Below are 13,300 nucleotides of genomic sequence, written 5' to 3'. Positions count from 1 at the left end.
GAGCGGGAGCCGGGAGCCCGCTCCGGCCGGGAGAGCCGGCCGCGTGAGCGCTCCGTGCCCGGCACCGGGCGTGAGCGCTCCGTGCCCGGCACCGCCCGCGCCCGCGAGGGCTGCCAGAGGCAAAGGCGGCACCGCACACGACGAGCCCCGAAGGCGTGAGGGCGCACGGCGCAAGAACCACAAGGGACGCGAAGAAGGAGCGCGCACGCGAAGAAGGACACGGCAAGAACACCCGGCCATGACCGGCCAGGGGTGTGACGACAGGGCGGCCCCGGGCCACAACGGCCGACGCCGGCCCGGCAAAGGCAGGCCCCATGGTGTCCCCCTCGGCTGAGCAGCACATCGCCTTCCCCCTGCTCAAGGCCCAGTGGCTGTGCCAGACCTTCGTCCACTGGCCCTACGAGCCGGCCGTGGTGCAGGCGGTTCTTCCTCCCGGCCTGAGCGTGGACGTCCACGACGGCGCGGCCTGGGTCAGTTTCACCCCCTTCCTCATGAGCCGCGTACGGCCGCCCGGCCCGCCGGCCGCCCGCCGGGCCGCCTTCCCCGAAACGAACCTGCGCACCTACGTGCGCCTCGAAGACGGCACCGACGCACTGTGGTTCCTCTCCCTCGAGGTATCCAGCGCCCTGATGCTCACCGCCCGCCTCGCCGGTGCCCCCTACCACCTGGGGGACCTGAGCCTGCGCACCCGGGGCGACGGAAGCATCACCTACACGGGAGTCCGCCGCGGCGGAGCCCCCTCCTACCACCTGACCGTCCGCCCCGGCCGGGCGCTCGTCCCCGGTGAACGGGACATCTGGCTGACCTCGCGCTGGCGTGCGGTCACCCGCCGGGCCGGACGGCTGTGGCAGACCCCCGTCGCCCACGAACCCTGGCCGCTGTCGACCGCCCGCGAGGACGGACTCCAGCAGTCCCTCACCCAGGCCGCCGGCCTCCCGCCCCCCCGCCGGCGCCCCCGTCCTCCACTTCTCACCCGGAGTCCGCCGCGTGCGCCTGGGGTTCCCCCGCCTTGCAGCCCGCCGCCGGCCCCGCCCCTGACCGAAAAACCCGCCCGGCACCATTTCACCGGGCGGAGGGGTCAGCAGGGCCGGAGTGTGCGGGTTTCCACGGTGAAAGAGAAACCTGGTGGTTTCGGCGTGATACCGGTTCCGGGACGGGCTTCCTCCCGACCGGCGCAGCACACAGCGACTTCACCCCCCCATCCCCGCCCGCGAACCAGCGGCCGGTTCCCCGCTGGGCCGGCCCGGCCGGGAAGGTTCACGAGAAAATGACGGCGCTGTCCGTCAGCGAAGTCTTTTGGCCATCACCTGCTCCCTGGTCACACCGTCGGGCAACAGGTCCCCACGCTCTCCGGTGACGACGAAGCCGCTGCGCCGGTACAGGGCGGTGGCGGCCTTGTTTCCCGGGATCACCGCGAGCCTCAAGGCGGTGGAGCCGGAACGCAGGGCCCACGTCGTGACCGTCTCGATCAGCCGGTTCCCGACACCGGCGCCCCGCGCCCCGGGGCTGACCCACAGCGACCTGAGTCCGCTTCTCTGCGCACCCGCGGAGATGCCCCTGACCATGCCGGCAGGGAGAGCGCCCCGCAGGGCGAGATGGTGCAGGAGCTGGGGATGGCCAGACGGGCACGCCACTGCTCCTGGCCACCCCGGTGCCAGTCGGCAAGCCGGGCTGTGAACGCATACGGCGCCTCGGCCAGGGCGGCAACACGGACCTCCTGCCACAACGGCCAGTCACCTGCCGTAAGGACCCGCAGATTCACCATGCCGTGGAGTATCGCCGCAGGGCCGGTCAACGGGGGAGGGGGAGCACGGTCTGCCAGGAGACGGTCCGCCAGGAGGGCGTGCGCAGGATCAGATGCTGCCCTGGACAAACCCCTCAGCGCCGTCACGCACGCGGGATTCCCGGCTGGTTACGGCTCGTCAAGCCGGCCCTCCGCGGGAACAGGCGCAGGAGGCGCGCATCCGTCTGCCACAGGTGCGCGCCGCGCGGCCCGTGTTCCTCGGCGACGCGAGATGAAGGCGTGTCCCTTCCGCGGAACCTAGTGCCTTCGGCTCGTGGCGGAGGCGAAGCCGAGCCAGGTGTGGCGGTTGCCCCACCAACACCAGCCGATCTTCGGGGCGTTGCGCCGCTCGTGCCCGTCCCGCCCGGTGCCGTTGCTGATCCAGATCGCCGGGGTACGGGCGTCCAGGGCGCCGTTCGCCTTACGCAACCGGGAACCGATGGTCATGAAGCAGCGGTTGCGCTCCAGGATCGCCGGCTGCTGGAGCACCCAGTGGATGCCTTCGGTCAGCAGCAGCGGGGTGCGGCCCTGCTCGGCGAGGGCGGGCAGGACCTCCTGCGGGCTCCAGTTGGCCATGTGGTCGCCACGGTCGAGGCCGGTGATGAGGTAGAGGGGGGCGTCGGGCAGCTCCGCGTCGCAGGGGCCGAAGCGGTCGGCGTCGCTCATGTCGGTGACGACGAAACCGGGCTTGCCGCCGTGTCGGAGCAGCGGTGCGAGGGCGGAGGCGGGGGCGCGGTCCGGATGGACGGCGAGCAGGGTGTCGCTGTCTGCGTACCCGGCGGCCGCGGCGAAGGCGCGCAGCTCGTCGGCGGGGATCCCCGCGAGCTCGTGCACCCCCAGCGCGATCAGGTGTTCTGCCTGGGCGGCGAGCGGCGGGAGAGCGGTTACCGCGGCGGGGGACGAGATGTCGGGCAAGGTACTCCTCGGTTCGAGTCAGGAGCAGGAGGCTCAAGACCCAACGAGGCGGCCCGCCGGAGCATTCCCGGCAGCCGCCACGTCGTGGGTCGCAAGGAACCACGTCGTGGGATGCAAGGAATGATGCAAGGAATCACGCCATGCGCCTGGGCCGACGCGGGTACGGGCGCGGGCCAGCGCTCCGGGCCGGCAGAGGAACCAGGGCGGTCCCTCCCCAGGGCCCCAGGCGCCCTAGGCGTCCCTGGTGCCGCTGGGGGCGGGGGCGGGCCGCCGGTGCAGCCGGTCCGGCCCGCATCCCCCTTCTGCCCCCAGGGGCACGGCACCTGCCGGCGGAGCCGGGACGCCTCACCACGGACGCCCCGGCCGGCCGGGGCCGAGGGGGAAGACGCCAGCACCTGCCGGCCCGCCCCGCCCCCCTGCCGCCCCCCGCGCGCTGTTGCCGCGCCTGCCCCCTTTGCCGTTCCCCGCCCCGCCTACCCGTCCTGCCCGAACAGCGTCCGGGCGAAGTACTGGGTGTCGAAGTACTCCCGCATGCTCACGATCTTCCCGTCGCGGACCGTGAACTGCGCGCTGATCTCGATCGCGTACGGGGTGCCGTGCACGGTCCTCGAGCGGGTGACGCACTCGACCGACACCTGCTCGCCCTCGGCCAGGACGTGCGCGACCTCCACCGCGTAGGCGGCCTCCGGATCGAACAGCGCTCCCATCGGGGTGAAGAACTTCCTCGCGATCTCCTCCAGGCCGTGGAAGGTTCCGGCCAGCGGATGGCTGCCGGGTATGCGGTAGACGGCGTCGGCCGCGATGAGCTCGGGGATCGCCTGCGCGTCACGGGTGCGCAGGGCCTGGAGGTAACGGGTGACGACGGTACGTGCGTCGGGCTGGGTCATGCCTGCTCTCCGGTCGTGTCCGGTGGTTACGCCCGCACGGGGTGCGGGGTTCAACTGCCCAGCAGCTGGGGGGTCAGCGCCCGCTGGAAGGGGGCGAAGAGCACGGACTGCGGCGCGCGGCGCAGATACGCGTCACGGACGGCACACAGCACCGGGCTCTCCACCTGCTCGAAGCCGGCGAACTTGCGGGAGGTCTCGACCATGAACCGGGTCCGTTCCCGGCGCGTGTTCTCATAGGCCCGCAGCGCCGCGACCGGGTCGTTGTGCGAGGCCAGGCACTGGGCCAGCACCACAGCGTCCTCGATCGCGGTGCTCCCGCCCTGGCCCAGGCTCGGCAGCATCGGGTGCGCCGCGTCGCCCAGCAGGGTCACCGGACCCTCACCCCACTGCTCCAGGAAGGGCCGGTCCAGCGCCGGCACGGCGACGATGTCCTCGACGGGCGTCGTGCGCACGGCGTGGCGGACCTCATCAGCCCAGCCGGCGTACGCGCGGATCACCTGGTCCTTGTCGCCGTTCCAGGCGCGCGCCGCGTGGACCGGCATGTTGATCGTGCCCCACCAGTAGGCACGGCCGTGCCCCACGTCGTGGATGCCGAACCGCTTGCCGGCCCCCCAGTAGTGGCCGTTGAACCCCTTGGTCATCCGCGGGTGTTCGTAGGGTGTCACGGCCAGCCAGCACAGGAAACCCCCGTAGCGTGGCCGGCCGTCCCCCGTACGCTGGCGTCGCACGACGGAGTTGATGCCGTCGGCGCCGATCAGAATGTCACCGGTGGCCTCGCGGCCGTCCTCGAAGCGCACCCGCACCCCCTCGGCGGTGGTCTCGTAGCCGGTGGCCACGGCGCCGGTCTCGACGCGCTGGTCGCCCAGGCCCTCCAGCAGGGCCTCCTGGAGGTCACCCCGGTACATCGCCACGCTCGGCGCGCCGAGTTCATCGCCCGCGGACTCGATCGGCAGCGACCGCAGGGTCCGTCCCTCGCCGTTCATGATCTCGGTGTGCAGGATGGTCTGCCCGCGCGCCTCCAGGCCGAGGTCGATGCCCAGTACGCGCAGGGCGGACACGGCGTTGCTCACGACGGATATGCCGAATCCGGCAGGCCGCAGCTCGCTCGCGCGCTCGTAGACCTCCACCTCGACGCCCACGCGCCGCAGGGCGACGGCGGTCGCGAGCCCGCCGATGCCGGCTCCGACGACGATCGCCCGGGTACGGGTGTGCAGGGACATGGTTCAGTGTCCTTTCGGGGTGGAACGGGTGGGGGAGGACGGCGGGGTGACCGTGCCGGTCAGCTCCGCGATGGCCTTGGCCACGTCCGCCACATACGGCTCTTCCATGATCGTGAGGTGGTCGCCCGGGACGGGCACGACGTGCACCGTGCCGCAGGTCACCTCACGCCATCCGTTGGCCGGGTCGGTGTAGCGGGTGCCGGCGGCGCCGTGCATCGACCGCAGGACCTCAGGCAGCGGCTCGTTCGCCCGCAGCAAGGCGATGTCCTGCTCGGCCGGGTGCGGCCGGTGTTCCACGGTCGCCCGCCAGTTGGCGGCGTACACCCCGAACAGCCTGCGGACCAGGGCGTCGGCCCCGTCGGCGGGCAGGACGCCCTCACGGGCGGCCAGGCCGGCGATGAAGGAGAACTTCTCGTCCAGCGTGGTGAGCTCGTCGGGGACGACGGCCAGCGGCGAGGAACCCCCGCGGTGCAGCCAGAGCAGTTCCCAGAAGAACCAGCCCAGCAACGCCTCGTCGGAGTAGGCACCGCGCCGCGCGTCGGGGCCGACCGCGACCGTGTCCAGCAGGATGACCCGCTCCGTCTCCTCGCCGGCCGCCCGCAGCTGCCGGGCCATCTCCACGGCGACGAAGCCGCCGAAGGACCAGCCGCCGATCAGATAGGGGCCCTCGGGCTGGACGCGGCGCATGGCCGCGATGTACGAGGCGGCGATCTCCGGCAGGCTCCGCAGCGGTTCGCTGCCGGGTTCGGCGCCGGCCGCCTGGAAGGCATACAGCGGCTGGTCCTCGGGCAGATGCCGGCCCAGCGGCAGATAGCACAGGACGTTGCCGCCCATGGGGTGGGCCAGGAACAGCGGCCGCCGGCCGCCGCCGGTGCGGATGGGCACCAGCGGGTCGAAGGCCGCGGCCGCGTGGCCGGAGCGCAGCAGGTCGGCGAGCGCGGCCACCGTCGGCCCGGCGATGAACCGCGACAGCCCGATCGCCACGTTGTAGCGCTGCTCGATGAGCACGACCAGCCGCATCACGGTGATCGAGGTGGCACCGCACGCGAAGATGTCGTCGTGGACGCCGACGGGGCCGCCCCCCAGCAGGTCGGCGAGCATCTCCACCAGCGCCCGCTCATAGGCGTCCCGCGGCTTTGTACCACCGCGGGAGCCGGCCCCCGACAACGGCAGGGCGCGCAGCGCCCTGTCGTCCCGTTTCCCCGACGGCGTCAGCGGCAGCGCGGGCAGCCACTCCCAGTGGGTGGGGACCATGAAGTCCGGCAGCACCGAGCGCAGACCGGTGCGCAGCTGGCGGGTGTCGGTGCGGCCGGCGTCGCCGACGAGGAAGGCGACCAGGGCGGTCTGCCCGCCCGCGTCCTTGCGCGCCACCACCGCGGCCTCCCGGACCCGCACCCCCGCATGCCGTGCCGCCAGCTCCGTCAGGGCCAGCTCCGCCTCGGCGGGCTCGACACGGTAGCCGCGGACCTTCACCTGGGTATCCGCACGGCCCGCGTAGTGCAGGGCCCCGCCGGGCAGGACCAGGGCCAGGTCGCCGGTCCGGTACAGCCGCCGTTGCCCCCCGGCGGTGGCCATGGGCACGAACCGCTCGGCCGTCAGCGCCGGATCACCGAGGTAGCCGTCGGCGAGCACCGCACCGCCCAGGTACAGCTCGCCCTTGACACCCACCGGCACCGGGCGGCCCCGCCCGTCCAGGACGTGCACCTCCGCGCCCTCGACGGGGGTGCCGATCGGGGCGAGCAGCGGGAAGGAGGCCGGGTCACCGGTCATCGTGTGACGGGTGACGACATGCGACTCGGTCGGCCCGTACTGGTTCTCCAGGACCGCCCCCGGCAGCGCGGCCAGCAGGCCCCGGATCTCATCGGTCACCCGCAGCTGCTCGCCGGAGGAGACGATGACCCGCAGCCGCCGCGGGACGATGCCCAGCGCCGCGGACGCCTCGGCCAGCTGCTGCAGCGCGACGTACGGCAGGAAGACGCGCTCGACCTCCTCCCGGTCCAGCAGCCGCAGCAACGCGGCCATGTCGCGCCGTTCGTCCTCGGTGACCAGACGCAGGGTGCCACCGCAGCAGAGCGTGGAGTAGATCTCCTGGAAGGAGACGTCGAAGCTCAGCGGCGCGTACTGCGCCGTCGTCCCGCCGGGCGCCGCGGAGGCGGCACGGATCTGCCAGCCGATGAGGCCGGCCAGCGAGCGGTGCGGCATCGCCACGCCCTTGGGCCGGCCGGTGGAGCCGGAGGTGAACAGCACATACGCACCGCCGGCCGCATCGATCGCCGCCGGCAGGTCCTTTGCCGCGGTCCGGGCGTCCAGCGGGTCCAGCAGCGACTCGGCGGGCAGCAGCAGACCGGCATCGGGCACGAGAGCCGCGTCCGCCTGCCGGGCGATGATCTTGGTGGGATGTGCCTGCTGCACCATGGCCGCGAGCCGCGCCGCCGGATAGGAGGGATCCAGCGGCACGCACACCGCACCGGCCTTGGCGATGCCCAGCACCGCGGCGATCGTCTCCCGCGAACGGCCCGTGGCAAGGCCGACCCGGTCCCCGGGCCGGATACCCAGGCACAGCAGCCGCCGGGCCACCCGCTCGGCCATCTCCCGCAGCTCGCGGTAGGTCCATGCACCGTCGCCGGCACTGACGGCCACGGCGCCGGGCGTGCGGCCGGCCTGCCCGTCGAAGAGGCTCACCACATCCGAGGCGGCCGCCGGGCCGGGCGGCGCGAGCGGCGGGGGTGCGAGGAACGCGAAGTCCGGGGCCTCCTCGGGCCGGGTGACGATCCGGCCCAGCACCGCGGTGAAGGTATCGGCGAACAGCTCGGCCTGGGAGGCCGTGATGCCCTGGCCGCCGCCGTCCACCCGCAACCCCATCCGGCCCTCGACCGGGTCGGTGAAGGCATTGACGAGCAGCTGGAAGTCGGTCTCCTCCCAGGTCGTGAACGACTCCAGCCGCAGACCCGGCAGGCTCAGCACCTGCGCCAGCACATGGAAATGCACGTAGTTGAACGCCGTGTGCAGCACCGGCCCGCCGTGGTCCTCCTGAATGGCACTCAGCGGGTACCGCCGGTGGGCATGGGCCTCGCGCTCCTGCCCGAACAGCCCCCGGACCACCTCCAGCCAGCTGCCCGGCACACCGGTGCGGGCATCGCCCACCCGGACGGGAAGCGTGTTCAAAAACAGGCCGGCCATGCGCTCGGCGTCCTCACGCTCGGGACGCCCGTGGGTGACGAGCCCGGTGGTGAACTCCCCGAGCCCCGAGAACAGACGCAGCGTCATACAGTGCGCGGCCAGCAGAACCGACTTCACCGGCAGGGCGTGCTGCCGCGCCAGGCCCCGCACCCCCTCCGCGAGATCGTCCGGGAAAACCGTGTGGTGCACCACAGGGCCGCCCCCGCGCGGCACCTCCGCCGGGGCGAAGCCGTCCAGGCGCAGCACCTCGGCCCCCTCAAGCGTCCGCCGCCAGTGCTCCCGCGCCGCGGGATCGGCCTGCGCCGCCCGCTCCTCACGCACATGATGGGCAGGGCCCGGCAGGACTGCGTCCGCCACGGGGCCGATGGCGGCCCCCAGGGCGTGCTGGTAGTCCTGGAGCAGCTCGCGCAGCAGGTTGGCGACACTGCCGCCGTCGAGCAGGGCGTGATGGAAACTGAACACCAGCTCCACCGCCCCGTCGCACACATGCGCACGGAAGAGGTACAGGGGGGCCCGCTCGAAGTCGTAGCGGTGCAAGCGCCGTTCCTCCACATGCGCCCCGATCGCCGCCTCGACGGCCTCCGGCGCGCTGCCGCGCAGGTCGACCACGTCCAGGCCACCCGGCGCGCTCGCGTGCACGATCTGCAGCGGCTCGGAGAACCCGCCGAGGTCGAAGGAGGAACGCAACACCGCATGGCGGGCGGTGAGCCGGCCGAAGGCGTGCCGGAACCGCTCCTCGTCCCACACCATCGCCAGCCGGTAACGGAAAACATCGTGATAGACGGCGGAGTGCTCCTCGCGGCGGCTGTGGTAAACGAGCCCGATCTGCAGCCGGCTCATGGGGAACGCGTCCACCGCGCCCTCCAGCCGCCCCCGGTCCACGTCGGGGACCAGCGCGAACGGCGCCAGCGCCGTCTCCTGCGCCGCCGGCAGGGACGTCTGCGCCACGTGCGCGGCGAGCCCGGCCACGGTCGGGTGGCGCATGAGGTCGTCCAGAGTGAAGCGCAGCCCCCGCCGCTCCGCCAGCGCCCGGACGCGCAGCATCAGCAGCGAATCACCCCCCAGGGCGTAATAGTTGTCGTGCGCCCCGACCCGCTCCACACCCAGCGCCTCGGCCCAGACGGCGGCGAGCGCCTTCTCCCCGGCCGTACGCGGCGCGGCACCCGCCGCCTGCGCCTCCACAGCGCCCGGCGCCGGCAGCAGACGCCGCTCCAGCTTCCCGTTCGGCGACAGGGGCAGCCGCTCCAGCCGGACGAACCGGGCCGGGATCATGAACTCCGGCACCAGGCCGCCCAGCTGCCCGCGCAAGCGGACCTCGTCCAGGTCCCGGCCGTCCTCGGCGACGTAGTAACCGACCAGGTACGTACCGCGCCCGTCGCAGACATGGTCGGCCACCGCAGCCTCGCGCACCCCCGGCACACGGGCCAGCGCGTCCTGGACCTCACCCAGCTCCACCCGGTTACCGCGGACCTTCACCTGCCCGTCGATGCGCCCGAGGTACTCCAAAGTGCCGTCGGCCAGCCAGCGGGCCAGATCACCCGTGCGGTACAGCCGGCCGCCCAGCACCCAGGGATCGGCGACGAACTTCTCCCGCGTCAGCTCCGGCCGGTTCAGATAACCGCGGGCCACCTGGACACCGGCGATGCACAGCTCACCCGGCACACCCACCGGCACCGGCGCCCCGTCCGGCCCCATGACGTACAGCTCCGTGTTGTCGATCGGCCGCCCGATGGGCACCCGCCCGGCCGCCGCCCCCGGCTCGCACTCGTACACCGAGACATCGACCGCCGCCTCCGTCGGCCCGTACAGATTGACCAGCCGCGGCGCACGGCCGCCGGCCGCCGCGAAGACCCGGTGGAACTGCTCGACGCGCCCCGGCGGCAACGCCTCACCGCTGCAGAACACATAACGCAGCGACCGGACCTCGCCCAGCCGCTGTGGCGCCTGCTCCAGCAGGTCCAGGAACGGCCCCAGCATGGACGGCACGAAATGCAGCACACTGACACCGCGCTGGGCGACGGTGCGCAGCATCAGCTCCGGGTCCTTCTCCCCGCCGGGCGGCAGCAGGGCCACAGCGGCGCCCTCGATCGCCCACCAGAACAGCTCCCACACCGACACATCGAACGACACGGGCGTCTTCTGCAGCAGCACGTCACCGGCGCCGATCGGGTAGGCGCGCTGCATCCAGGCCAGCCGGTTGACCACCGACCGGTGCTCGACCATCACGCCCTTGGGCTGCCCGGTCGAGCCCGAGGTGTAGATGACGTAGGCCAAATCCCGCGCAGTGGCGGCGGGCTCGGCCGGGGCATCCGGACCGTGCCCACCGTCCGGGCCCTCCAGCAGCTCCTCCACCGGACAGACGGCAACACCCTCCGGCACGGGCACCGCCGTCACCGGGGCATCCGTCACCACAACCTTCGCACCGCTGTCCGCCAGCACGAAGCCGATCCGCCGCGCCGGATGACCGGGATCCACAGGCACATACGCGCCCCCCGCCCGCAGGATGCCCAGGATCGCCGGCAGCAGGTGCGCCCCGCGCGCCATCAGCACCGCCACCCGGTCACCCGGCCCCACCCCGCGCTCGCGCAGCGCCGCCGCGATACGGCGGGAGCCGGCCTCCAGTTCCGCATAGCTCACAGCACCCTGCCCGCCCGGCCCGAACACCGCCGGCCGCCCGGGCACCAGGGCCGCCCGCGCCTCGAACAGGGCGGGCAGCGTGGCATCCTCGGCGAACGCCACGCGCGGACCCCGGGCGAAGCCCCGCAGCCGCTCCCGTTCCGCCTCGCCCGGCAGGGGCAGCTCGGCCGCCGGCCGCTCCGGCTTGTCCAGACCGTGCCCGATCAGCGACATCAGGTGCTCGACGAGCGACGTGACGGGCAGGTCCTCATCGAAGACGTCCAAGGCGTAGTTGAGGGCGACCCGCAGCTCGGACGTGCCCCGCGTGCCGACCACGTAGACCGCCAGCGCCTCCTGGTCGTGCGGCGGCGCGAAGTGCATGGGCCCGCTGCGCCCGACGCCCTCCGCCAGCGCCTTGAGCGGCTTGAGCGACATGAAGGACAGCGTGACGTCGTAGAGCCTGCGCTCCGAGCCGCCGGCCGCCGGGAGCTCGCGCAGCAGCTCCCCGTAGGGCAGCCGCTGGTGCTCCTGGAGCAGGGTCAGGGAGTTCTGCACCTGCGCCGCCACGTCCGCCAGCGGCCGCCCGTCGGGGACCTCGACGCGCAGCGGCAGTGTGTTGGCGTACTGCGCCACCGTGGAGAGCTCCGCGCGGCTGCGGCGGTTGAGCAGCGGCGTGCCGAGCACGGCGCCGGAGGTGCGGTGGACGCGCGCCAGCCAGGTGCCCAGCGCGGCCGCGAGGAACGCGAACGGCGAGCCGCCGCTGTCCTTGATGCGCTCCACCACCTCGCCGGGCACGGTGAAGGTGTGCCGGCCGAAGGCGGGCACCGCCTGCGGCTCGTGCCGCCGGGCGAAGAAACTCGGCTCCATCCGCGCCAGTTCACCGCGGTGGAAGGCCCGGTCCGCCTCGCACTGCGGCGAGGCGAAGTACTCGCCCCGCCCGGCGACGGCCTCCAGCGCCGACGGCGCCGCCTCCCGGCCTTTCGCGGCCCCTGCGCGTACCCGGCGCGCGTACTCCTCCGTCGCCTCGGTGTGCACGAGGTCCATGGCCCGCCCGTCGGCGACCAGATGGTGCGTCTGGATCAGCAGGTGGACGGCCGTGTCGCTCTCCCGCAGCAGCGCGACCTTGAACAGCGGCCCGCCTCCCAGGTCGAACGGCGTCCGCAGGATGCTCTCACGCCAGTTGAGGCACGCCTCCCGGGGATCCGGCGCGGACGACAGGTCGACGACCTCGACGGCCGGCGTGCCGTCCGCCACCAGAGCGCCGACGAGCCACTGCCGCGGAACGCCGTCCCTCTCGCCGAAGCGCAGCCGGAAGGCGTCGTGCCGCTCCAGGGTCAGGGCCAGGCAGTCGCGGAGCAGGGGAACGTCCACGGCACCCGTGAACTCCTCGACGATCGTGGCGTTGAACTGCGGACTCCGCGGCGCGCGCGTGGCGGCCAGCCAGATGTCACGCTGATAGGGCGACAGCGGAACGCTTCGCTCCGCGGGCAGCCGAGAACTTCCGGTGTTGATGAGCTTTTCCCTTTCCAGGAAACCGTGTGGTGGGCAGCCGGACGCACGCCCGCGGAACGGACGCGGTGGCGGGTGGTGGGGCCGGGTGCTGTCACCCAGCGCGTCGAACAGACCCGTAACGGTTCCGCAGCATTCCGGCCGGTGTGCGCATGGATGCGAGACCGACGGACGGCCCGGCTCCCACTGCGGCGGTGGCGCCAAGCCACATCGCCTGACCTCGGCGTTGTCTCACCATGTCCTTCACAGGACTCCCCCTTGACCCCGGCTCGGCCGGACTGATCCAACTATCGTGTGCGTGGCGTGATCTATTCGAAAACCAGGGAATCGGCCACTCCGCTGGCCGGAAACGGCCGTGACGAACGCGACGCCCCCACAGGAGAGTTGCTCTCTCCTCCGCAGCACCGGCGCTGCTACCGTGCGCGCCCTGCAGCACGCCGGCCGCCGGGCAGACCACGGGGCACGACCACCGCAAGCCCGGCCGCGGGCCCGAACTCCCCGCCACCGGACCCCTCATGGCGCCGGGCTGCCACAACCGCGGCCACCGGCACGGCAATCCGCCACGCCGCGGAGAAGTACGCCCGCCCCCTCGAAGCCTGCACCGGCCACCGGCCCCGGGCGGTGCCGCTGAAGAGACTCCGGACCCCACAGGGTCCAGGCCCCCGTGTACGGGTCGTCCGCTCGTTCACCTCCGCGAGGCGCCGCCGGTACGCCCGCCGGCGTGAGCCAAGAGATCAACGCCCCCCATGAGCGGCTCCGCGCTGTCGATCGCGGCCGGCCGGCTGTCCTGCGTCTTCGGTCCGCGAGGGCCCGGCGTCGCGATCGGCGCGGCCTGTTCCTCGTCACTGACTGCCGTGCACCCGGCATGCGATGCGCTACGGACAGGCCGCAGCCAGGTGGCCGTGGCAGGCGGGGATCCACCGGCGCGGGCCTGCCGGGCCCTCCGCCGCCCGGCTGCCCAGCCTGGCGCGCGATCGAACAACGCGATCGGACAAACAGCGCGCACCTCGCTCGGGGCCACCCGGCCAGGCCGGAGTGACGCAGATCTCGCCGATCTTCCGGCGTCGGCGGCAACGTCGGTGAACCCGGCGGCAACTAGACGAGTCATTCCGAATGCTGACGGTGTGTCCGGGAACGCAGACAGGGCGTCCAAGATCGTTGTGTGACGAACAACCTGGACGCCCTGCTGA

Annotated in this window: 7 protein-coding genes; 2 read left to right on the top strand and 5 right to left on the bottom strand. The window is 73.0% G+C overall.

The window, feature by feature from the left end:
• Positions 1-314 precede the first annotated feature (314 nt).
• On the top strand, positions 315-1,271 hold the full coding sequence (locus tag ACZ53N_RS31295; protein WP_469144188.1) for a YqjF family protein: 957 nt from the start codon (positions 315-317) through the stop codon (positions 1,269-1,271).
• Between the two features lie 12 nt (positions 1,272-1,283).
• Here the strand turns inward: ACZ53N_RS31295 and ACZ53N_RS31290 are convergent, their stop codons facing one another.
• The 5 genes from ACZ53N_RS31290 to ACZ53N_RS31270 all read right to left on the bottom strand — a co-directional run bounded on the left by ACZ53N_RS31290 (position 1,284) and on the right by ACZ53N_RS31270 (position 12,092).
• Positions 1,284-1,634: a GNAT family N-acetyltransferase gene (locus ACZ53N_RS31290; protein WP_469144187.1), complete on the bottom strand. Its 351-nt coding sequence runs from the start codon at positions 1,632-1,634 to the stop codon at positions 1,284-1,286.
• 407 nt (positions 1,635-2,041) lie between these two features.
• Positions 2,042-2,698, bottom strand: coding sequence for a DUF5701 family protein (locus ACZ53N_RS31285; protein WP_469144186.1), 657 nt, complete (start codon positions 2,696-2,698; stop codon positions 2,042-2,044).
• 473 nt (positions 2,699-3,171) lie between these two features.
• The gene (locus ACZ53N_RS31280; RefSeq protein ID WP_469144185.1) at positions 3,172-3,585 is read right to left on the bottom strand and encodes a nuclear transport factor 2 family protein; all 414 of its coding nucleotides are present in this window, start codon (positions 3,583-3,585) and stop codon (positions 3,172-3,174) included.
• Positions 3,586-3,635: 50 nt separating this feature from the next.
• Positions 3,636-4,805: an FAD-dependent monooxygenase gene (locus tag ACZ53N_RS31275; protein WP_469144184.1), complete on the bottom strand. Its 1,170-nt coding sequence runs from the start codon at positions 4,803-4,805 to the stop codon at positions 3,636-3,638.
• A gap of 3 nt (positions 4,806-4,808) precedes the next feature.
• Positions 4,809-12,092 (bottom strand): amino acid adenylation domain-containing protein, encoded by a 7,284-nt coding sequence (locus ACZ53N_RS31270; protein WP_469144204.1) that lies wholly within the window; start codon positions 12,090-12,092, stop codon positions 4,809-4,811.
• A gap of 764 nt (positions 12,093-12,856) precedes the next feature.
• On the opposite strand from ACZ53N_RS31270, the gene ACZ53N_RS31265 reads away from it, so the two are divergent.
• Positions 12,857-13,276 carry a beta-ketoacyl synthase N-terminal-like domain-containing protein gene (locus tag ACZ53N_RS31265; protein WP_469144183.1) on the top strand — a complete coding sequence of 140 codons (420 nt, stop codon included), beginning with the start codon at positions 12,857-12,859 and terminating at the stop codon, positions 13,274-13,276.
• The last annotated feature ends 24 nt before the right edge of the window (positions 13,277-13,300 follow it).

It is taken from the genome of Streptomyces sp. NPDC033229, from assembly GCF_055576875.1.
This window is presented reverse-complemented; position numbering and strand designations above follow the sequence as displayed.